General features: G+C 39.8%; 24 protein-coding genes. 16 read left to right on the plus strand and 8 right to left on the minus strand.

Features of this window, described 5'->3' with window-relative positions; all coding sequences use genetic code 11:
• Positions 1-16 precede the first annotated feature (16 nt).
• The 15 genes from FJX03_07515 to FJX03_07585 all read left to right on the plus strand — a co-directional run bounded on the left by FJX03_07515 (position 17) and on the right by FJX03_07585 (position 15101).
• Positions 17-739: an ABC transporter ATP-binding protein gene (locus FJX03_07515; protein MBM3633527.1), complete on the plus strand. Its 723-nt coding sequence runs from the start codon at positions 17-19 to the stop codon at positions 737-739.
• A gap of 87 nt (positions 740-826) precedes the next feature.
• A complete protein-coding gene (locus tag FJX03_07520) occupies positions 827-1822 on the plus strand; it encodes an ABC transporter ATP-binding protein (protein MBM3633528.1) in 996 nt (331 codons plus the stop codon).
• Between the two features lie 2 nt (positions 1823-1824).
• The gene (locus tag FJX03_07525) at positions 1825-2217 is read left to right on the plus strand and encodes a hypothetical protein (GenBank protein MBM3633529.1); all 393 of its coding nucleotides are present in this window, start codon (positions 1825-1827) and stop codon (positions 2215-2217) included.
• Between the two features lie 178 nt (positions 2218-2395).
• A complete protein-coding gene (gene pyk / locus FJX03_07530) occupies positions 2396-3829 on the plus strand; it encodes a pyruvate kinase (protein ID MBM3633530.1) in 1434 nt (477 codons plus the stop codon).
• Positions 3830-3831: 2 nt separating this feature from the next.
• The gene (locus FJX03_07535) at positions 3832-5643 is read left to right on the plus strand and encodes a M3 family oligoendopeptidase (GenBank protein ID MBM3633531.1); all 1812 of its coding nucleotides are present in this window, start codon (positions 3832-3834) and stop codon (positions 5641-5643) included.
• A 339-nt stretch (positions 5644-5982) separates the two neighbouring features.
• On the plus strand, positions 5983-6138 hold the full coding sequence (locus FJX03_07540; GenBank protein ID MBM3633532.1) for a Flp family type IVb pilin: 156 nt from the start codon (positions 5983-5985) through the stop codon (positions 6136-6138).
• A gap of 228 nt (positions 6139-6366) precedes the next feature.
• Positions 6367-6519, plus strand: a complete 153-nt coding sequence (locus FJX03_07545) for a Flp family type IVb pilin (GenBank protein MBM3633533.1) — start codon at positions 6367-6369, stop codon at positions 6517-6519.
• A 99-nt stretch (positions 6520-6618) separates the two neighbouring features.
• On the plus strand, positions 6619-7947 hold the full coding sequence (locus FJX03_07550; protein ID MBM3633534.1) for a CpaF family protein: 1329 nt from the start codon (positions 6619-6621) through the stop codon (positions 7945-7947).
• On the plus strand, positions 7944-8939 hold the full coding sequence (locus FJX03_07555) for a type II secretion system F family protein (protein MBM3633535.1): 996 nt from the start codon (positions 7944-7946) through the stop codon (positions 8937-8939). The genes FJX03_07550 and FJX03_07555 overlap by 4 nt, the downstream gene beginning before the upstream one ends.
• A gap of 2 nt (positions 8940-8941) precedes the next feature.
• Positions 8942-9925 carry a type II secretion system F family protein gene (locus tag FJX03_07560; GenBank protein MBM3633536.1) on the plus strand — a complete coding sequence of 328 codons (984 nt, stop codon included), beginning with the start codon at positions 8942-8944 and terminating at the stop codon, positions 9923-9925.
• The gene (locus FJX03_07565) at positions 9915-10412 is read left to right on the plus strand and encodes a hypothetical protein (protein MBM3633537.1); all 498 of its coding nucleotides are present in this window, start codon (positions 9915-9917) and stop codon (positions 10410-10412) included. The genes FJX03_07560 and FJX03_07565 overlap by 11 nt, the downstream gene beginning before the upstream one ends.
• Positions 10409-10972: a pilus assembly protein gene (locus FJX03_07570; protein MBM3633538.1), complete on the plus strand. Its 564-nt coding sequence runs from the start codon at positions 10409-10411 to the stop codon at positions 10970-10972. Before FJX03_07565 ends, FJX03_07570 begins: the two co-directional genes overlap by 4 nt.
• Positions 10973-10984: 12 nt before the next feature.
• Complete coding sequence (locus FJX03_07575) at positions 10985-12613, plus strand: hypothetical protein (GenBank protein MBM3633539.1); 1629 nt, start codon at positions 10985-10987, stop codon at positions 12611-12613.
• A 198-nt stretch (positions 12614-12811) separates the two neighbouring features.
• A complete protein-coding gene (locus tag FJX03_07580) occupies positions 12812-13735 on the plus strand; it encodes a cation diffusion facilitator family transporter (protein MBM3633540.1) in 924 nt (307 codons plus the stop codon).
• A 13-nt stretch (positions 13736-13748) separates the two neighbouring features.
• Complete coding sequence (locus FJX03_07585) at positions 13749-15101, plus strand: RsmB/NOP family class I SAM-dependent RNA methyltransferase (GenBank protein ID MBM3633541.1); 1353 nt, start codon at positions 13749-13751, stop codon at positions 15099-15101.
• Positions 15102-15425: 324 nt separating this feature from the next.
• Here FJX03_07585 and FJX03_07590 read toward each other — a convergent pair whose 3' ends face one another.
• The 7 genes from FJX03_07590 to FJX03_07620 form a co-directional block, all read right to left on the minus strand.
• Complete coding sequence (locus FJX03_07590; protein MBM3633542.1) at positions 15426-15926, minus strand: Hsp20/alpha crystallin family protein; 501 nt, start codon at positions 15924-15926, stop codon at positions 15426-15428.
• A 277-nt stretch (positions 15927-16203) separates the two neighbouring features.
• A complete protein-coding gene (locus FJX03_07595; protein ID MBM3633543.1) occupies positions 16204-16794 on the minus strand; it encodes a BON domain-containing protein in 591 nt (196 codons plus the stop codon).
• A gap of 23 nt (positions 16795-16817) precedes the next feature.
• Entirely contained in the window at positions 16818-17180 is a 363-nt protein-coding gene (locus FJX03_07600) for a YraN family protein (GenBank protein ID MBM3633544.1), read from the minus strand.
• 5 nt (positions 17181-17185) lie between these two features.
• Positions 17186-18028, minus strand: coding sequence for a 16S rRNA (cytidine(1402)-2'-O)-methyltransferase (gene rsmI / locus FJX03_07605; GenBank protein ID MBM3633545.1), 843 nt, complete (start codon positions 18026-18028; stop codon positions 17186-17188).
• Positions 18029-18035: 7 nt separating this feature from the next.
• Positions 18036-18506: an SsrA-binding protein SmpB gene (gene smpB, locus FJX03_07610; protein MBM3633546.1), complete on the minus strand. Its 471-nt coding sequence runs from the start codon at positions 18504-18506 to the stop codon at positions 18036-18038.
• A gap of 27 nt (positions 18507-18533) precedes the next feature.
• Positions 18534-18845 carry a hypothetical protein gene (locus FJX03_07615; GenBank protein ID MBM3633547.1) on the minus strand — a complete coding sequence of 104 codons (312 nt, stop codon included), beginning with the start codon at positions 18843-18845 and terminating at the stop codon, positions 18534-18536.
• A gap of 15 nt (positions 18846-18860) precedes the next feature.
• Positions 18861-19736, minus strand: a complete 876-nt coding sequence (locus FJX03_07620; GenBank protein MBM3633548.1) for a 4-hydroxy-tetrahydrodipicolinate synthase — start codon at positions 19734-19736, stop codon at positions 18861-18863.
• A 31-nt stretch (positions 19737-19767) separates the two neighbouring features.
• Between FJX03_07620 and FJX03_07625 the strand changes: the two genes are divergently transcribed.
• Positions 19768-21711: a lytic transglycosylase domain-containing protein gene (locus tag FJX03_07625; GenBank protein ID MBM3633549.1), complete on the plus strand. Its 1944-nt coding sequence runs from the start codon at positions 19768-19770 to the stop codon at positions 21709-21711.
• Positions 21712-21730: 19 nt separating this feature from the next.
• Here the strand turns inward: FJX03_07625 and FJX03_07630 are convergent, their stop codons facing one another.
• Positions 21731-22999 (minus strand): mechanosensitive ion channel, encoded by a 1269-nt coding sequence (locus FJX03_07630; GenBank protein ID MBM3633550.1) that lies wholly within the window; start codon positions 22997-22999, stop codon positions 21731-21733.
• Positions 23000-23120 lie beyond the last annotated feature (121 nt).

Genomic DNA, 23120 nt, shown 5'->3' on the forward strand with positions numbered 1-23120 from the left:
TTATGATCTAAAAAAAATGATAATTAAAATTATAGGCGGGATAAGGAAATTTTATATGCATAAAAGAGAATTCCCGCAAACTGTTATTCAATTCATTGTCCATTTCTTACGCCCCTACACCTGGCATGTCCTGGGAATCACGTTTATTTGCCTTTTATGGGCATTGGATAGAACCATTGAGCCTTATATCATAAAAATCATATTAGATATTCTTGAAAATAATTCTGCAACGGAAACCAGTCTTTTTTTGCAATTAAAAACTCCACTAATGGCATTTATCATTATCAGAATTTTTATGAACGTTGTGAGTCGTTTTCATGATTATATTTGGCTAAAGGTCATGCCTCACTTTAACAAAAATATAGTTATACGCATGACAAAATATATCCAAAAACATTCTCATGCTTACTTTCAAAATCATTTTGGCGGCAGTTTAATAAGCAAAATATCCATGATGGCCGACACAACAGAAATCATTTTAGATCAATGGGTCTATGAATTTCTATTCCCTTTCTTTTCTTTATGTATCATCACTTTCACAATGGGATGCATACAACCTATCTTCGCTTTAATCATTGGACTATGGGCTATTCTATTCGTTGCAATCAGCTTTTTCTTATCCCGAAGCGTTCAAATTTTATCTGAGGAATTATCTGAAAAATCGACTACTCTTGTGGGCAAACTCATGGATAGTATTTCAAATATATTAGCTGTTCGCCTATTTGCCCGTCGCAGGTAGGAAATCAAATTTTTAGAATCAGTTGCTCAAGAAAAAGTAAAAAAGGCTGAAGAGTTAGGATGGAATGATCTCAAACGAAATGCCGTTTTGGATGCCATATCAAATATTCTCATCGTAGCTATAATTTGTTACCTTATTTTCGCCCGCCAAAAGGGGCATGTAACCATTGGCGATTTTGCTTTAATTATTACCCTCACATTTTCTGTGGTTGATATTGTATGGGATATTACACGTAACTATATGAAATTTGTTGAAAATTATGGAAAATGCACCCAGGCACTAAGAACGCTTATTGTGCCCCACGCTGTAAAAGATGCGCCAACCGCCCGTCCTTTAGTAGCTAAAGAAGGAAGCATTGAATTTAAAAATGTTTACTTTGCACCCGAAAAAGGCAGACCCGTTTTTCAAGACCTTTCTTTTAAAATCCGGGGAAATGAAAAAGTTGGCATCGTGGGAGAATCAGGCAGTGGAAAAACAACGCTTTTAAATTTACTTGTTCGCCTAATGGATGTTGAGACAGGAGCAATTTTAATAGATAAGCAAGATATTCGATCGGTAACTCAAGACAGTCTCCATCAAAATATAACCTTTATTCCTCAAGAACCTTTACTTTTTCATCGTACAATCTATGAAAATATTAAATATGGGAATCTCCATGCCACGGAAGAAGACATTCGAGATGCCGCAATAAAATCCTACGCTGAGGGTTTTATTAAATCATTCCCAAAAGGATATCAGACACTCATTGGAGAAAGAGGGTCGACATTGTCGGGTGGACAAAGGCAGCGTATCGCTATTGCCCGTTCTCTTCTTAAAAATTCTAAAATCCTCATTCTCGATGAAGCCACGTCAGCCCTCGATTCAGAAACGGAACATTATATTCAAGAAAGTCTAAAAGGCTTGATGAAAAACAAGACCGTTTTGGTCGTCGCCCATCGTTTGTCGACATTATTACAAATGGATCGTATTATTGTGCTGAGGCAGGGCAAGATTGTCGAAGAAGGTACACATAAATCTTTACTGCTACAAAACGGCTATTACGCAAAATTTTGGAATAGGCAACATGAGAAAGAAGCGGCTTAATTATGGGAGACATAAGCCAAGCATATTTAACTGTTAAAAGAATAGGGGGATTTTTTTATAAAGTTTCTTTCCCCATTTTTTGCTGTCATATTAGTTTGATCATCAATATTTTGGCAAGCGACAATGGCGATCGTAGCGAAGATAGGCGTTATCTCCCCCTCAACCCAGTTTGCAAAAGCCCAGAACTTATAAGCCCTGTACCTTTCACAAGAAATCCTCCCCCGAAACAACCCGCTACTTCTGCTCCCCTTTTAAGATCATTTGAAAATTTTGCGGCTTTGCCTGTTACAGCTCAAAGTAAATTATTAGGTCAGTGGGGCATAACGCTTGAAAATCTCAAGTCCAAAACTTACGTCAAGAACATTAACCCCGATACCTTACCTCCGGAGGGGTAAAATAAACTCTGAAATTCCTAAATTTTTAAAAAATCCTTTAAGCCCATTTTATATCTTACCCCCTTCAGCTCTCTCCCCTCATTTTATTATGACTTTTTGATATCGATTCCCTCTATCCCTGGGGCGCTGAAACTGAGATAATAGAAAAATAAAAATCTATTCTTATAAGTTATGGGTTATGCGCCGTTTTAGAAAAGCAAAAATAGTTGCCACTCTTGGACCTTCAAGCTCCTCCCCCCAAATGGTTGCTGATTTATTTTCTGCAGGTGTTGACGTATTTCGACTCAACTTTTCTCATGGGTCGCATGAAGACCACCAACAATCTGTCAAAATTATTCGAACTTTAGAAAAAAAAGTTGATCGTCCCATTGGAATTCTTATGGATTTGCAAGGCCCTAAGCTTAGAGTTGGCAAATTTGCCAATCGTCAGATTACTCTTAATTCAAAAGACTTATTCCGACTCGATTTAGAGGCAACACCTGGTGATGAGAAACGTGTAAATTTGCCTCACCCAGAATTGTATACCTGTTTAGAAAAAGGGACAGAGCTTTTACTCGACGATGGAAGATTACGTTTAAGAGTTCTTGATTGGGGGAAAGACTATATTAACACAGAAGTGGTTATTGGGGGCATTCTGTCAGATCGAAAGGGACTCAACGTACCCGGTGTGATTTTGCCTATATCGGCCATGACAGCAAAAGACAGAATTGATTTGGAATTTGGATTGTCACAAGGTGTTGACTGGGTCGCTTTGTCTTTCGTGCAACGTCCAGAAGATATAACAGATGCCCAAGCCTTAATTAAAGGACAAGCCAAGATTATTGCCAAATTAGAAAAACCTATGGCGATTCAGCATCTGTGGGAAATCATTGATTTAGCTGACGGCATTATGGTTGCCCGGGGAGATTTAGGGGTTGAGATGGCTCCTGAAGATGTACCGAGTATACAAAAGCGTATTATTCGGAAATGTCGGGAAGCTGGGAAACCTGTCATTGTCGCCACCCAAATGCTGGATTCTATGATTTCCAGCCCCTCCCCAACCCGCGCAGAGGCCTCCGACGTCGCAACGGCCATTTATGATGGTGTCGATGCCGTCATGTTATCAGCTGAGTCTGCTTCCGGAAAATATCCCATAGAAGCCGTTTCTATGATGGACCGCATCATTATTAGGGTCGAACAAGATGGAATTTATGAACAAATGCTTGAGGCAGCACGTCCCCTGCCCCTTGCCCGGGTATCAGATGCCATTACAACGGCAGCAAGACATGTGGCGAATACAATCGATATTGCTGCCATCGTAACATTTACAGATTCTGGCGCCACAACTTTACGAGCAGCCCGAGAACGACCAGATGTTCCCATAATTGCAGCGACACCAAATCTAATCACCGCACGAAGATTGGCTTTAGTTTGGGGTGTTCATGCCGTTTTAACACCTGATATTTATAGATTTTCGGAAATGGTGAATAAGGGATGTCAAATCGCTTTTGAACAAAAATTTGCCCAACAAGGTGATATGATTATTATGATTGCCGGGGTGCCCTTCGCAGTTTCTGGGGGGACGAATATTTTGCGCATTGCAACCATTGAAACTTTTTCAGAGGAAAGCTAACAATGACCACTTCATCTGTACAGAATTCTGCTCAGCAAACTGAAAACCTTCTTCCTCGATGGGATTTAACAGACTTTTACGCTTCTCAAAATGATCCAAAGATTGAAGAAGACTTGAATGAGGCCGAAAAAATGGCCAAAGCCTTTGCGGCAACTTATAAAGGAAAATTTGCCGCCACAAATTCTTGGACAGGTGATACTCTATACCAGGGTATTGTTGATTATGAAAAAATTGATGAACTTTTGGGGAAACTTATCAGTTACGGGTACTTATTGTTTGCAACAAATGTCAACAACCCTCCCGTATTACAGTTCTTTCAAATGGTTCAAGAGCGGTCAACTATCATTTCCTCCCATCTCATCTTCTTTTCACTTGAACTCAATCAAATTGAAGATGACGTTCTTCAGAAAGCTTATCAAAATAGTTCTCAATTAAGTCATTATAAAGCCTGGATTGAGGGGATTCGTCTTTTTCGTTCCCATCAATTATCAGCTGATTTAGAAAAACTATTACATGAAAAGTCTGTGACCGGCCGTAGTGCTTGGGTACGATTATTCGAAGAAACTTTGGCAGGTATAAAATTCTCGCTGAATGGCGAAGATATGGCCCTGGCAGAAGTGCTGAATCGCTTTGGTAACAAGGATGCCAAAGTGCGTCATGATGCTGCTCAAGCTTTATCTGAAGGATTAACCCGTCATACATCAATTCTCACGTTAGTAACGAATACCCTTGCTAAAGACAAAGAAATTGAAGATACGTGGCGCCTTTATCCTCATCCTGTTGCTTCAAGAAACTTATCAAACCAAGTTGAGGATGAAGTTGTTGAGGCTCTCACTACGGCTGTTAAAGAAAGCTATGGTCGTCTTTCTCATCGGTACTATTTCTTAAAAGCCAAATGGTTAGGTTTAGAAAAATTGGAATATTGGGATCGCAATGCCCCCTTACCTGATGCGACAGACACCCTTATTTCTTGGCCTGAAGCTCAAAATATTGTTTTGAATGCTTACAATGATTTTAATCCGGTATTGGCAAAGATTGGACGACGATTTTTTGATCAACCCTGGATTGATGCTCCTTCCCAACCCGGTAAAGAATCAGGAGCTTTCTCCCACCCCACAGTCCCCAGCGTACACCCTTACATCTTATTGAATTATCATGGAAAATTGCGCGATGTCATGACTTTGGCGCATGAGTTGGGTCATGGTATTCATCAAGTTTTAGCCGCTGATCAGGGGCTCTTTTTATCAGGAACACCCCTAACAATTGCTGAAACGGCTTCCGTATTCGGTGAAATGCTGACCTTTAAAGCACTCCTCGCAAAAACGACAACTACAGCTCAGCGTCGCAGTCTACTTGCCTCTAAAGTTGACGACATGATGAATACTGTTGTACGCCAAATTGCTTTTTTTGAATTTGAACGCACGCTTCACACGCGCCGCCGAAGTGGAGAACTGACTGCTGAAGATATTGCGGATATATGGATGAAAACTCAGCAAGAAGCATTGGGTGAATCTGTTCGTATTGATCCTATTGTGCGACCCTTTTGGGGCTATATCTCTCACTTTATCCATGCCCCCTTTTACGTTTATGCCTACGCGTTTGGAGATTGTTTAGTTAATTCATTATATTCTGTTTATGAATCTGGACATCCCAATTTTACAGAGCTTTACGTTGACTTATTAAAAGCAGGTGGTTCTAAGAGATATCCCGAACTATTAAAACCGTTTGGCCTAGATGCAAAAAATCCCTTATTTTGGCAGCAAGGCTTAAATGTCATCTCAGGATTTATTGATGAGCTAGAGAAAATTTCTTAGATTATAAATTATTTAGTATAATTTTTATATTTAACTATTGAAATTTTCATCTATCGACCCAAATTAACTGCCAAGATGGCAAAAAGTTTGGAGAGATAGCCCCTATGATATCCTATTTTTTTAAAGATGAGTGGGGGAGCCTATCCCTCGAATTTTCCCTTCTGGGTTTCCTTATTGTCTTTAGTCTATTTGTCTTGATCAATTATTTTTTCACATAAAATTCCCCGTTTTATACTTCTTATTTCTTAACGATTTTTTAACCTATCGCTTTCAGTATAAAAATGAACAAGATAAAAATTATCTTGAATTTGACATTAAACATTAAAAAGGAGTTTATACATGAAAAAGTTTAATTTTTTATTCGATGAAAAAGGTGGTGGTTTGGTTGAGTATACTTTGATTGTTGCCCTGATTGCTCTTGCAGCCATTGCTGCTATGACAACCGTTGGAACCAAAGTCAATACAAGTATGACCAGCATCTCCAACAAATTGTAGTGCGTTGCAGGAAGACCCTTTTTATTCGACCTTAACAGTCCTTAAAAAGGGTCTTAATTCTAGCGTAGCTATTCAGAATAAAAATACTTTTTTGGCATTAACTTCGTCTTAATAATTCTTCCCTCAAAATGATCAAGTAAGTGATACATCGGTTTAATGACTTTGGCTTATTTTAAACAGTCAATCTGATTAAAATTTTTAATACTTAGAGGAGACAAAGAAATGAAAATGTTATCTTTATTTAGCAAATGTGAACAAGGCGGTGGCTTGGTTGAGTATACGTTGATTGTTGCCTTGATTGCGCTTGCAGCTATTACAGCGATTACAACTGTTGGTACGAAAGTTAACGCTGACTTTACCAGCATAGCTAACAAGCTCTAAACATAGATTCATTGAATTCTTTGTTTATATAAGAGAGAGGGAGCCAAAGCTTTTTTGTGGCTTGGTTAAGCCTTGTACAGCAAGGTTAAGGGGATCCTAATGACTACCACAGTGATTAATAAAAAACCAGTGACGCAAGTATCAACGCAGGAAAGCATCAATAATCGCTTAATGCCTTTGCGATCAATGATTTATAATGCACTGATGATTCGGATAGATCCTAGCACAGCTGTGCACATGACCCCAGGGGAACTTCAACACGAAACTGAAGACTTCGTTGTTCAGTTTGTTAATTCTCAAGGAGTGCAGCTTAATCGACGTGAGCAAAAGCAGGTCGCAACTGATATTGTCAATGACATGATCGGCTTTGGCCCCCTCGAACAACTCTTAAGCGATGACAGCGTAACGGATATTATGGTGAATGGGCCTGACATGGTCTATGTCGAGCGCCACGGGAAAATTGAAAAAACGTGGGTAACATTCCGAGATCATGCTCATATATTGCAAATTGCTCAGCGTATAGCCGGCAGAATTGGCCGTCGAATTGACGAAGCCAGCCCCATGGTAGATGCACGGCTGCCAGATGGAAGTCGTATCAATATCATTACCCCACCTGTTTCTTTAAATGGTCCTGCCCTATCCATTCGTAAATTCTCCCGCCGTTCCATAGATTTTGACCTAATGGTTCGACAAAAAAACCTCTCTGAAAAAATGGCAGAATTTCTCCAAATTGCTACAACCTGTCGTTTAAACACTCTTGTTTCGGGAGGAACAGGTTCTGGGAAAACAACACTTTTAAACGCCCTTTCCCAACTTATTAATCCTAATGAACGTATTGTTACGATTGAAGATGCAGCTGAGCTGCGTCTCAAGCAACCTCATGTCGTTCGATTAGAAATGCGCCCACCCAACATTGAAGGTGAGGGTGCTATCACAATTCGTGACTTGCTCAAAAATGCTCTGCGTATGCGTCCTGATCGCATTATTGTGGGAGAAGTTCGGGGGCAAGAAACTGTTGATATGTTGCAAGCAATGAACACCGGACATGATGGTTCTATGTCAACAATCCACGCAAATAGGGCCATAGACGCTCTTTTACGACTTGAAAATATGATCACCATGTCAGATTCAGGAGTATCAGGTAAAGTAATTCAAGCGCAAATTGCAGGTGGCGTTGATCTGATTGTCCAAGTTGAACGGATGAGAGATGGTGTGAGACGTATTCAAGAAATTATTGAAATTGTTGGTCTTGAAGATGGGGGCATTAAAACCCAAACATTATTTGAATTCACCTATCATGAAGAAGATAAAGAGGGTCGTATAATTGGTGAATTTCAACCTCGCGCAGGAACAATTCCAACCTTTATGGAAAAAGCACGATATTTTGGTTTAGATAAAAAACTTGCGCAGATCATGGGGATATCATGACCCAAGATTATTATACTGCCTGGGCCTTTTCTATAAGTATTACTGTCCTACTTTATTATGTATTTCTTTCTCGTTTGTTTCCAATAATTCGAGCCAATAGACATTTGCAGGGTCGATGGGCAGAGTATGGGAGTGGCGTTATTGAAAAATGGGAAAAAGTAACGCCAAAAGTTGATGAAAAGCGTTTAAAGTCACTTCAAGTAGAAAACAAACTGAAATCTTTTTTATCACAGCCCATTCCTGCTTTTAAGCAAATTGAATATCTTCTTTATAGAAGCGGATTTTTCCCCAATATAAAAATCCATTTAGCCAGCCAAATTTTCAGCAGTTTCGCTTTATCAGATGCAATATTTATTACCTATGGTTTACCCCTAGGTCGTTCTTTTCTTTTTGGTATTTCCGCTTCATTGTTTGGCCATTTTATGTTACTCAGATTCAAAGAAAAATCCTGGAAAAAATCCTTTGTGAGAGTATTTCCTGTGGCCCTCGACATTATCACACGTGGGTTAAAATCCGGTATGACTCTGGGTCGAGGAGTTGCCATGGTATCTGAAGAAGTTGAAGATCCGGTAGGAAACGAATTTAATTATATTGCCTCTCAATTACAAATTGGAATCACACCCGATGATGCTTTAACGGAAGCTGCAGCCAGAATTGGTATTGAAGAGTTTCGATTCTTTTCCCTCGCCTTAATTATTCAGCGAGAAATGGGCGGTAGCCTTGCGGATATATTAGGAAAATTATCTGAAGTCATTCGAGAAAGAGATCGCTTTCGCAAGAAGGTGTGGACTCTATCTGCAGAAAGCCGTGCCACTGCACTAATCGTGGGAAGTCTCCCCATCTTTTTGTCTATTGTTGTGGAATTTATTACGCCTGGATATACAAAGTTCTTCTTCACCGATCCTAAAGGAAAAATAATGCTTTGGATTTGTATTGGGCTCTCTGTAACAGGCGCTCTCGTTATCACACGCATGATGAAAGTGGAGGAATAGCGATGACAGAAATAGATTTCGCCACATTTCAATCCCTAAATATGGCAATTGCATCCGGTATAAGTGTCTTTGTTATGGTATTTGTGTTGGGCAAACTAATATTTACAAAACCCGCATTGGAAGCTCGTTTAGAAGATTTGCGTATTCAATACAACCACATTCGATCTTCTTCTAAAAAAACGAATTTAAACAGCCCGTTTTTTCAACGCAAAAAAAAGGTTGAAAAGAAAAAGGAAGCTTTTGCAAAACGGATGATGGATTATATACTCAAAAACCCATTTCTTGGGGATGAATCCATGAAAACCACCTTTGAGCAAGCGGGATGGATTTCAAAAGATACTCAAGCCTTTTTTCTTGGTTCCAAACTTTTGTGTTTTCTGTTCGGGATAGGCATAGGGTATGTCGTCATTCGCCTGCGTCCTAGCTTAGCAGAATCATCTTTTGCTATTACGTGGTTTATCATAATCCTTACAGCACTTTCCGGTTGGTTAGCCCCCGACTTATATTTAAAAGGGACTATTAAAAAACGTGTTCAACAAATTGAAAAACAGTTTCCCGATGCCTTAGATCTTATCATTATCTGTTTACAGGCTGGATTAAGTCTGAATCGCGCTATTGAACGAGTTGGAAAAGAGATTGTGCAATTTGGTAAAGAGATCGCCCATGAATTGATTCTCACGAACATTGAATTGGAAATGATTTTGGATCGTCGACAAGCTTTACAGAACTTATATACACGCGTCCCAAGTCTTATCATTCGCACCTTTACGACAACAATCTTACAAACCATACAGCAAGGAACGCCAACCCTCCAAGCGCTTGAAGATTTATCAAAAGAAATTCGAGATGGGCGGATGCAACGAGCCGAAAATCAAGCCGCAAAATTACCTTCACTGATGGTCATTCCCTTGGTTTTATTTGTAATGCCAAACCTCTTTATCGTTTTGTTAGGCCCTGCCATAGTGAGGTTGATGAATGTCTCATAAACCATTTTTTTTAATTGATCTTCGACCATTAAAGCGTAATCAAAAAGGGACTTCGCTTATTGAATTTGCTGTCGTATTTCCTATTCTAATTTTGATTATTTTGAGTACGTTAGAATTGGGGATCATGCTTGCAATTAAAGTTAATTTGCAAAGTTGCACCATGGCAGGAGCTAATTATGGAGCAGGGGGAACCTATTCTGCAGGCACTACGCGAACCGCTTCCGCAATTGCTGTAATGAATAATGGAATTTCAGGTCTTCTCAATATGGCTAATTTAACCATCACTATTCAATCATTCCCCTCATTTACAATAGCAAATTTAGGTGGTGTGGGTACGGCGGGAACGGGTAATCCTGGTCAAGTCAGTATGTATAAGGCGAGTTATAACTATTCTCCATCAAGTCCATTAGTTGCTGGTATTTTTGGTACGCAAAAAGTGCTGCAAGCGACCACTTATACAAAAAACGAAGGAACATTTCCATCATGATTTTTTTCAAAAAGATTCAAAAATTTAAAAAGGAATCGCTTGGGGCCTCAATGGTAGAATTTGCCCTTATTTTGCCTTTCTTAGTGACTGTTTCTTTGGGAATTTATGAGACAACAAACTACATTCTTCTCAGTGCAAAATTAAATGAAATTGCTTCGGGCATTGCCAATTGGGTTAGTGCTCAAACGAGTACAGCAACAATAACAGATTGTCTAATCGGCGCAAATTTAATGGGCACAAATTACAGTTTTGCAACAAAAGGTGCCGTGATGGTTACCGGCCTCCAACAAGTCGGCTTAACGAATAATCAAAAACTTGTTTGGCAACAAGGTTCGGTAGGTGCTTCTAGCAAAATCACAACGAACCCAGGAACGGGGCAAGTGCAGTCCACTCCCTTTACCCTTCTCTTAAATTCAAACGTGATTGTTGTTGAAGTGAGTTATGACTACCAACCCTTATTTTCTTATTTCTTGAGTATCTTTCCTTCTGTCAAATTATCAAAAGTAGCCCAGTCCGTTCCAAGAGGGTCTGGTGTCTTTAGCCCTTTACCGGCAAATTAAAAGGAGTTTAAAATGTTAAGCACCCCCAAAAAAATCTTGTCTTTCATTAAAAATGATAGAGGAGCTGTGCTTATCTTTGTTGGAATGAGCCTTATACCCATAATATTGATCCTGGGCTTAGCTGTTGATAGTTCCATCGCACTCCAACAAAAAAGATCCTTACAAGCAGCTGTAGACGCAGCCGCTAGAGCCGGTGTCGCTAATGGTAACGGGGTAGCAGCAACTATTACAACGGAGGCACAAAAAACATTTGCTGTTAACATAACAAGCCTGCAAAATGTAACAGGTCCCAATGTGAGTGTGAATACAACCAACAATACGGTAACCGTTACGGCTTCTATTGTCGTTCCCACCACTTTTATGAGCATTGGCGGCTCAACCACTAAAACATATAATGCAACGGCAACCGTTCCCATGGGCAACCAAAATATTGCGGAAGTTGCTATTGTTTATGAAGTTTCTGCCCGTTTCTTACCAAACAATTTTCATCAAAATATCTGTAACGCCCTCATCACTTTTGTGAATAACCTTCCTAGCAACGTGATGGTGAGTATTACACCAATTGCTACAGAATTTTTGCTTGAATCATCTACAACTGTGTCAAATAGTTTATTTGGCCATCTTAGCGTAACCACGAATGATGAATCTGCGAACCCAGCATTTTACCCTTTAAGTACAAATTATATATTTAACAATGCAGCTTATAATTCCACTCAAAATCCTTTTTATTATGCAAATGGTATTTATGCCACTTACCCAACAGATCCAGGCGTTCTAACAAGTAATCCTGTACCTTCTATCTGCCCAGGAGGTTATACATCATGCGCGCCAAAAATGTGGCCAACAAAGTGCCCACCGAGCACAACAAATATATCTTGCTCACAAGTTTATACCTACATATCAAACCCCTCATATCCCATACTGCCATTAACAGCCAATAAAACAATGGTTGTGAATTATCTAAACAAGCTAAAGAATTTTAAAGCTTCTGCAGATGGCTTATTTCCCTCTCTCATATCATGGGGCTGGAGAACGATTGACCCATTATGGAAAGATTTTTGGCTAGTTAATTCGGATAAAGCGACCACACTAAGAGCTACAGGAGAATATCCCAAAGCATATGATGGAGTTCAGAAAAGTATGATACTTATTTTCAACAATTCTGAATATTGGAATGATTTTACACCCAATGTAAGCGCCTACTATGTCAACAAATGTGGTGATGCAACTAGGGTTGTAAACGGCTTGAATCACTGGTGGATGTCCGGTTATGGGATGATTCCGGTTCCAACTGATTACATTAGCAAAGTTGACGATATAACGTGTGAAAATAAGTGGTTTAAAACAATGGACAAAAGCCTCGGGTTAAATTTGTCTGATGCAACAAACTATAAAGGGACAGTCACTGGAACCTCATTTAAGGAGAGTATATTAAAAGAAGTTTCCGCCAAATTTTTCCGCATTTGCAAAAATATTAAAGCCAAAAATGTTGATATTTATCTTCTTGCAAATGGAAATACGGGCACTCTGTCACCTTGCTGTAATTCAAGCGCAAATGCTTTTACCATAGGAAATTCTGCAACCAGCATATCAACGGCCTTGAATTCCGTACAATCAAAGATTGTTGCGAAAATTAAGTGATAAGAGCTTTATCTAACTAAGGCAAATGATTTGACGCAAATTCAGAGCCGGGGTCACAGGGTCGTGACAAGCATTTGCTTATTGCTGACTCGAAAAATATATACCTTCCATATCCCCTGAGTTTGGAGCCCCTATTTAAGAGGTATTTGACATGGGCGTCATCCTTCGCCACAATAGGGAAAAATTGGATGATAACGCATGAATCACGAAGAAACTCCAAAAAATACACCGATCTCCCAACACACCAAATTGTTGGTTAGTCTGGCGAGTTATGCCTCCGTCGTGGTCGCAGCTATTCTTATTCTGGCCAAATTTTTCGCTTGGATGCGATCAGATTCCTTAAGCTTACAAGCCTCATTAATTGACTCTTTGCTTGATATAACCGCTTCAGTAATTAACTTGTTGGTCTTAAGGCAGGCCTTAAAACCAGCTGATAAGGAACATCGGTTTGGCCATGGGAAGGCAGAGGCCCTAGGAGGCTTGGGGCAATCTGCCTTTATTGCGGGATCTGCTGTTTGGATCATCATCGATGCTATACATCGACTCATTTACCCCCATCCCCTGCAAGAAAGTTTGACAGGTAGTATTGTAATGATTCTGGCCATCGTACTTACCTTGTTGTTGGTTATTTATCAACGATACGTCATCAATCAAACCCGATCGCTTGCTATTTCAGCAGATTCACTCCATTACTTAGGCGACTTATATACCAACATTGGTGTTCTTATTTCCTTAAATGTTTCTTTTTTATTTGGGTGGACACGATTAGACCCACTTGTGGGAGCTGGCATTGCCGGATATATTTTATACACCTCATGGGTTATTGGTCAAAAATCATTAGACGTGTTGATGGATCGAGAATTGCCAGACGAGGAGCGTTTACGCATTACTGAAATTGTTCTCCAAAATCCGCTTGTGTGGGGAATTCATGACTTGAGGACCCGTTCAGCTGGTTTACAAGACTTTATTCAAATGCACTTAGATATGGACGAAAAAATGTCTCTTCTGGAAGCTCATGATGTCGCAAATGATGTAGAACTAGCCCTTCAAAAGGCTTTTCCTCACGCTGAGATTATTATTCACCAAGACCCCTTACCCAACCGCGAGGCTGTTTCCTTATGAGAACTGTACCTTTATGAGACAAGGAGCTCGCTTTCAAGCCGCTGTAACTTTATTGGATAAGATTCTGACTTCCACGGCTCCAGCGGATAGTCTGGTCACAAGTTATTTTCGCCAATGCCGTTATATGGGATCAACAGATCGTCGCGTTATTTCTGAAATAGTCTATCAAATCTTGCGCCGATATGAAGAACTCGCCTGGTATATTACGGGCATTTCCCCTAACAAACCTGGGTGGGGAAGGATATTGGTACTTACTTATGCCCATATAATACAAAATCTCACGATTCCTCAACTTCAAGCCTTATGCCAAAAGGAAGGTCACACGGATAAATTTGACCTTGAACCACTCTCCACACTTGAACTTTTTATTCTGAAAGAGATGGAACGTCGAAAACTCGCCGAAATGCCCTTAACTGTTCGCTTAAACATCCCGACTTGGGTATTACCACATTTACAAATGACTTTCGGGGCACAACTTGAAGAAGCTATCCACGCATTAAATCTACCTGCTCCCCTTGATTTACGAGTCAATACGCTGAAAACTACCAGGGATGCCGTTTTTGCCCAGCTTAAAGCAGAAGGATTCGAAGCCACCTTAACACCTTGGTCTCCCATCGGTATTCGTTTAATCGAACGTCGCCCCTTATCAGGACATGAGTTGTGGAAAAATGGAAATATCGAAGTTCAAGATGAAGGATCCCAATTATTGGCTCTTTTAGCTGATGCGCAAAATGGTATGACCATTATGGATTTTTGTGCAGGAGCAGGAGGAAAAACCCTTGCCATGGCTGCAACTATGCAAAATAAGGGGCGAATTGTCGCAACGGATGTTGCTGCCTGGCGATTGACTCGAGCTAGAGAACGCTTGCGCAGAGCAGGTGTCAACAACGTAGAATTTCGAAATTTGGAAGAAGAAGCAACGATTAAATGGTTAAAGCGGCAAGCGGAACGTTTTGATCGCGTTTTGGTTGATGCCCCTTGCTCAGGAAGTGGGACGTGGCGCCGGAATCCCGACTTGAAAAGACGATTTTCTGAAAAAGATCTAGAAGAACTTGTTGCTAAACAACAGCAAATTCTGACTCGAGCCGCTTCTCTTGTGAAACCAAAAAAAGACAACACTCCCGCGGGGCGATTAATTTATGCTACTTGCTCCCTTTTTCAAGAAGAAAATGCATTGCAAGTTCAAAATTTTCTACAAGACCACCCGGATTTTCATCTTTTACCTATTCAAAGCGTATGGTCTGATGTCTTAAATATACCCTGCCCCCTGACCACAGAAATGTTACAACTTACACCCCATGCACACGGCGTTGATGGTTTCTTTATTGCTGTGATGGAACGCAGCGGAAAACGCCATGAAGGTTAATATCGACAGGTGCTGTTTAAAATTTCATAATGGGTATAGATAATTGACTCAAAAGGAGAATTTTGAAAATGGTTTTTAGACATAAATTCCTGAAATACGGTGTTTCATTTGGATCCGCCCTTGCCATGGTTATTTCTTATACAACCCACCATTCTATTCTATGGGCTATCATTCACGGTCTATTTGGTTGGTTTTACGTAGGCTATTATGTTTTGGTCCACGGTTAATCAGTAAAGCCCTTCTCACTCAAATTTCAGGCTTTTATTGATTAACTCGCGTCCAGAGTAACACGCAACACCTTGACCCTGCGGGTCAAACTTTGCCTTACTTCTTACTCTTAATTTCGATGACTTTTTCTGTCTCTTCACTATTTATTGGCTTTGTAACAATGATTGTGAGTACGCCTTTTTCTAGATTTGCCGTAACTTTCTCACTATTAATATTAAATGGCAATGGTATGGAACGCATAAAGCTACCATAAGCACATTCCATAATATAATAATTCTTTTGATTTCTATTTTTTGCCGCTTTTTTTTCTGCATTTATTATCAATTTATTTTCGAGAGAACTAATCCGAATGTCTTCTTCTGGAACCCCTGGAATCTCAATACGTATTTCAAATTTTTGATTATGATCACAAACATCAATATTTAAATCCCCAAAACCTATCACAGGTACAGAATATTCAGAAAGCATATAATTTTTGAATGTTGTGAATCTATTCTGAACAAATTTGCTAAGGCATATGAACTGTTTTCGATGGCTTCGAATATTATTTATTTTTTTTACCTTCTCAAATTTATCAATAAAAGACTTAATGTTCATTTTCTTCTCCAAATAAATATTACAATTAATAAACAATTATACTTGGTTAAAACTTAAAAATAAGTTAAGAAACTGATATATTTTGATTGTTAAATTTATTCAATGATTTCAAGGGAATTTTGAGATATTTCGGAATAAAATGCTTCATAAAATGAAAAGAAAACAAAATTATAATTTAAGTATACAAAAATATAAAATGCCACCATACTGTCAGCTTGAATAAATAAAATTTCTAGAAGCTAAAACACTATAGCAGCATTTTCATAAGGGGAAGTCTTTAATTCACTTCTTCCTTCATCTTTACATAGCTTACAACCTTTGAAACACCAACCGTATTGCTGGCGTGATTGACAACTCTATCTAATTCAGCCTGATCTTGCGCAATTCCCATAATGTAAACTTGGCCACTAACTGTCTTAATACTGTAGTTACGGGACTGAATTTCACCATCAAACATCAGTGTACTCTTTAATTGAGTGGTAATCCAAGTATCTTTGGTATAGGTCCCAAGAGATGCGCCCTCTGAACGACCAATATTGTCAATCACCCGTTTTACGCCTTGAGGTTCCCATGCAATCTTTACGGCATCCAAATGCATTTGTTCATTGGGTACAGCGCCTGTTAACATAACTTCTCCATTTTGTACATTAACATCAACTACACGATGAAGTTCCGGATCCTTTTGATAGAGACTTAATTTTATTGCAGAAGAAATTTTTGTGTCTGCCCAGGCCCCAGAAACTCCTTTTTCTTTAGCAGCGGCGACTCCAACAGCAGCGCCGCCCCCGATAACCCCAGGTACACAAGCAACCAAAACACCAGAGCAGCTTATGACTCCACATAACAACAATAACTTTTTAAAATGCATAATATCTTCCTTTCTTTTTTTGTCTATCTCTCAACAAACCAGGCACTCACAATATGCTTAGGCCATTTATACGGGATAAGGTAAATTGCGTCAAAGCGAATATTCTGAGGCTCCCAAGTCAAACGCTTCAAATAAAGAGAAAGAGCCATTTCTATGCGTTTTCGCTGTTTTAGACTAATAGCCTCACCGGCTTGAAGGATGCTTGCTCTGAACTTAACCTCCACGGCAATTAGTGTTTTCCCGCGAGAAGCAATAATATCGACTTCACCTAAAGGAGTTTTATAGCGACGTTGAAGAATTTGGTACCCCTTCACCCACAATAATAAGGCGGCCATTAGCTCTGCCAAGTGACCTTGAGCATGATAGGTTTTTAGCCAGTTTCCCATCTTTTTTATTCTTCTTCCCGCAACTCCAAGGCCCGTTGGTATATTTGTTTCCTCGGTAAATCTAACGATCCTGACACTAAGGTACAAGCATCACGAATACTATGGGATGCGAGAGCTTGACGCAGCATATCGTCAATATTGTGTAAAGAAGGGTGTTGGAATTGAGAATTTTTAGGGCTTAATACGACCACAACCTCGCCTTTTGGTAGACCATTTTCTTCATAATACTGGATAACCTCTGCAAAAGATCCCCGACGCACTTCTTCAAAGAGCTTTGTAATTTCACGTATTACTGCAACCTCTCGGCCTACAAAAGATTTTGCCATCTGTTTTAGGGACGCTCCTAATCGTTTGGCAGATTCAAAGAAAATAAGTGTCGTATTAATTGAAGATAATTCTGAATAAGCAGCTTTGTCAGCAAACCCCGCAAAAAGAAACCGGTCACAAGCCATTCCCGATAAAACAAGGCCCGCAATGACCGCAGAGGGTCCTGGAATAAAGGTTACGTGGAGATGAGCTTTATAACAGTGTTGAACTAGCTTGAATCCGGGATCGGAGATAAGGGGTGTGCCAGCATCACTGATTAAGACAACAACTTGTCCTGTAGCGATTTTGTCAAGGATCAGAGGGCGCATTTGATCCGCATTGTGGTCGTGATAACTGATGAGTGGTTTGGCAATGCTATAGGCAGATAAAAGTTTTCGACTTACTCGGGTATCTTCGCACGCTATCACATCACAATTTTTTAAAGTTTCTAAGGCCCTTAAGGTAATATCGCCTAAGTTTCCGATGGGTGTAGCCACAAGATAAAGGCCTGGTTTGAGTCTTAATCCCTCTTCTTTTGCCATTCCCTCGCTACCCCTTGGTGCGCATCAAACGCGCTTTGTCGCGCTGCCAATCTCTGTCTTTAATCGTATTACGCTTATCAACATTTCTTTTTCCTCGACCCAACCCCAACTCAACCTTCGCTCGACCTTTCCCATTGAAATAAACTTTAAGCGGCACAAGGGTCATACCTTTACGACGAATGGCATTTAAAAATTTTGTTAATTGTCGCTTCCTCATTAATAATTTTCGGGGGCGCTTGGGTTCATGGTTAAAGCGATTGGCTTCAAGATATTCCGGAATATTGGCGTTAAATAAGAAAATTTCGCTTTCCATTTCTCCGGCGAAAGATTCATTAATGCTGCTTGTGCCGAGGCGCAAAGATTTAACTTCCGTGCCCGTAAGCATGATGCCAACTTCGAGAGTTTCTGTAATTTCAAAATCAAATCTTGCTCGTCGATTTTGAGCAACGACTCGATATTGGTCAGGAGCAACAGCCATCTATTAAATCCTTAGAACCACTTAAGTTTACAACCGTTCAATTATTGTCTCATCTTGAACAACTGTCTCTTCCTCGATAACATCAATCCCTTTTACGAGAAAAAGAAGAATAGCTATAGGAAAGAAAATAATCCCCCAAAAAAACAACCAAAACCAGGAGCCATAATATTTCAGGTAAAATCGAGAATTGGCTTTGCTGATAGACGCATTTTTTACTAATAAAAGAAGACCTATCGGTAGCCATATAATTAAAAAAAGAACGAGAAAGAAAAGATTGCCACCATACCATCTTGGACAATATACCTTTGATGTTCTTATAATTTTTTTTGTTTGCAACATTAATAAAATCTCCTTTTAATTTAGCAGGCCAATGGCATTCATGGCTTCCCGAATTTGGTTTTCAGAACTTGCGGAAACCGGAACAAGGGGTAACCTTACTTCATTATGACACTTCTTCAATAATGAAACAGCAAATTTCAAAGGTGAAGGGTTGGTTTCCACCAGCAACACCTCACTTAAAGGAAACAAGTCATCTCTTAGAGCTGCAAAAGAGGGCAAATCAAGATCTTGCCAGGCTTTCATCATTTCTTGACAAAGTTTTGGAGCTACATTAGCAGTTACAGAAATGCACCCATCTCCTCCTTTAGATAAATAAGCTCCTGCAGTTGGGTCATCTCCGGATAGAAGACAAATAGGTTTTGGAGTTATCTGTCGCAATTGAAGGGGGCGACGCATATCTGTCCCTGAATCTTTAACTCCCACTATGGTGGGGAGGTCAAATAATCGTGTGTATAAGGACAATGGTAAATCAATACCTGTACGCCCCGGATGGTTATAGATAACAATTGGCAAAGATGAAGCCTTTGTAATGGCTTGAAAGTGTTGAAAAATTCCTTCCGGCATGGGTTTGATATAGTAAGGCGTCATAACAAGAGCAGCGGCTGCACCCAAAATTTCTGCTTCTTTTACCATGTCCACAGCCTCTGAGGTTGATTGTGAACTCGCGCCCATAATGACGGGCACTCGGCCGCTGGCAACTTTAAGTGTTAACGAAAGAACTTGTAGACGTTCACGCGAAGAAAGAAGCCCCCCCTCTCCCGTAGACCCACAAACAACTATTCCTTGGCTTCCCTGTTGAATTTGCCACTCGATAAGGTCACAAAGAGCGGATTCATCAACTTGATCTTGAAAAAATGGTGTAATTAGAGCAACAATAGAACCTGAAAACATCGCTAAACTCACTATAGTGGAAATAGAGTTAATGCAAAATATTGCGAAATCTAAGCTGACAATAACGACATATTTTTCATTTGCCAAGTTTTTGCTCGTATGTTTGGCATTGATTGTTCCCTCAAAGGCATATTCTCACGAATTAAGTCGATGTGGGAGAGCCCTCCAACTTGCACTTCAGGGAAGTTTTTTGGAAACAGAAAAGATACGTGCCCAGTCATGCCCGGTTACCTCTTCCTTAATTCAATGGTTGCAATTGCAAAATCCTATAGAGCGTACAGGAATGTCTTTTTCCAAAATTATTAGTTTTTTACGCAATCACGCAGATTGGCCTTTAAAAGAAAGGTTACAAATTTATGCTGAAGAAAGTTTAAAAGAAACCGATAACCGTAATGAGTTAAGAAAATGGTTTGATGAAAACCCACCTCTTACTGCAAAAGGAGCAACTTTTTACGCACGGGCATTAATTAAAGTGGGCCGGAATAATGCTGCGAAAAGTATAATACAATATGCTTGGGTTAAATTTGATTTTGAAACAAACGCTCTCAAGTCCTTTTGGCAAGAATTTAAGGATCATTTAAACCAAGAGAATCACTATCAGCGCGTGGATCGTCTCCTCATGAAGGAAAAAACCTCAGCGGCTCGTATAATGTTTCCCTGGCTAAATCAAGGGCAAAAAGCCTTAACGGATGCCCGAATTACCCTTATTGAAAAAGGGGGTGATGTGGATACAAAATTAGGCAAAATTCCCATGGAATTATCGTCGGATCCAGGCCTCGTTTATGATCGGATCAAATGGCACCGCCGAAAAGAAAATAATACCCACATGATGGCCCTCCTAGAGACTGCCACCTCACCAGTAGAAGATGAAGAACTTTGGTGGCGCGAAAGAAATTTATTAATTCGACGCATGATGGATGATCGACGATATCAAGATGCGTATAACTTGGCTAAAAATCATGGCCTATCTGTCGGAGAAGACTTTGCTAATGGAGAATGGTTAGCAGGCTGGATTGCTTTGCGTATGCTTAAGAAACCCGAAGTGGCTTTAAGCCATTTTCAAACGTTATATGATAAAGTCAAGACACCGATCAGCATTGCAAGAGCCGCCTATTGGTCTTCACGTGCTGCTTCAGCTTTACGAAAACCTCAAGAGTCACAAAATTGGATGACAAAAGCAAAATCCTACCCAGGAACCTATTATGGGCAACTGGCCTTACGAGGAAGCGTAACCGGGGCCGCGCCACAATTACATCCAAAACGCCGTCCAATCGACGCTCACACAAGACAAAAATTTGAGGATCGACCTCTGGTAAGGGCCGTGCGCTTATTATGCGCTGTAGGGGGAAAACACCTTGTTGAACCTTTTGGAATAAAACTTTCTCAAGAATTGACAGATCCCGGAGAGCAAATCCTTTTGATCGAAATGGCTGCTGCTGAGTGCGGTCCATACTATGGCGTTCTAGCATCTAAAAAGCTGCCCATGAAAAATGTTCCGTTAATTGAAGCCGCTTATCCCATTTTACCACGCCATTTTCAAAAAGAGACAAGCAAAACAAATTCGGCATTGGTACATGCCATTATTCGTCAAGAAAGTCGTTTCAAAGCAGATGCCTTAAGTCCCGCCGGGGCACAAGGACTTATGCAACTTATGCCAAAAACAGCCCTGCAAACAGCAAGAAGATCTAAGAACAACCTAGGATCTTTAAGTGACCCCAATGTTAATTTACCGTTAGGATGTGCACATTTAAATAATTTATTAGATCGTTTCAAGGGATCCTTAATTTTATCAATCGCAGCCTATAATGCGGGAGCAAAAGCCGTAGAATCTTGGATAGAAAAATATGGGGACCCTCGTCACCAAGGTGTTGACTTAATTGACTGGATTGAAACTATTCCCTATGCGGAAACACGCAACTATGTTCAACGAGTATGGGAAAATTATGCCTATTATGCCCAACGATTGAGTAAATAATTTCTCAACACCATATCGTTTACTGGAAGAATTTTTTAAAACTTGATAACAGTCCATTAGAAGGAGCAACTTTTCTCTCAATTAATTTTCCCATTTGAGACTTTGTCAATTTATTTGCTTCTTTTTTCTCAATTGCTTGCTTTTTCATTTTTGTAAAGGCTTTTGACGTACCTTTCAAAGCACTTTTCAGTAACTCTTGGGAAATTTCATAAACCACCACATTTGTTATTGCCGTTACAGTTGCAGATCTTTTTTCATTGAGAAGCAAAGCCATTTCACCAAAATATTCAGGGAAACCTAAGCAAAATAGTTTTTTTTCTATTTTATCTCCTGCTTTGTTTTTATAGGCGATAGACACTTCGACACTACCTTCACCAATTAAATACATAGACTGCCCTTCTGTGCCTTCACTGACAATGATCTCCCCCTCAGCAAAAACCCAACGTTTCGCGTTTTCAGCTAATTTCTTTATTGTAGCTCGTGGTAATTCATTGAAACACTCAACGTTCTCAATAAAATTTGCAAGTATGAGGGGAGACTCTTCTTGATAAGATTTTCTTCCCTTTGACAAAGTATATTCACCTAAAACCTCAGATATCTTTAATTTGTAAGCATGTAAATGCTTCGTCAACGCATTGATCACGTCGTGCTTAACGTCACGACATTCTATTATATCCGACACCAGGTAACGAACTTCGTAAGTAATACCACTTCGGTTTGTCTTAATCGCAGCTACGTCACATTTTTTTTGATAAACACTCGTTACACTCATAACTCCTGCTCTTAGGATGCGTTCCGCTCTTTCAACAGGAACCGTATGATCCAAACAAATCTTAACGCTATCCCAATAACTCCGACGCGGTTTGCTATAATTTGTAAAACCTTGAGCAATTTTTCGATGGGGAACAACAATAATATATCCATCCATATTCTCAAGAATAACTGTACGCCAGTTGATCTTTATAACCCGCCCTTCCGCTCCGTCTAATGTCTTAATCCAATCATTGAGCTCAAATGGAGATTCTGTTTCTAAAATAACACCAGAAAACGCATCAAGAATTAGCTCACCTAGAGCAAATGTTAAGCCTGCACTAACAAGTCCCCCCAATGTCAAAATACTTAAAATAGATTGCCCCAAAACAAACACAACAATGGAAAGAAAAGCACAAACGAATATAATAAATTTAGTTGTACTTAATACAATACGAGGAACATCTTTCTTATAAACAACTTCATAACGCTCAAAAAAGGACACTTTGATGAGGAAATAAAGCACAATCCAGGACATCGTTAGAAGAAGTCCCTTCAAAGTTTGGAGAACAATATGGAAAGATCCCTCTGGGAATAATGAGATTGGCACGAACGACGTAGAGAGAATGAGCCCAATCAATATTGCAACTAAAAGTAAA

It is taken from the genome of Alphaproteobacteria bacterium (assembly GCA_016870095.1).
In the GTDB taxonomy this organism is placed as follows: domain Bacteria; phylum Pseudomonadota; class Alphaproteobacteria; order Paracaedibacterales; family VGCI01; genus VGCI01.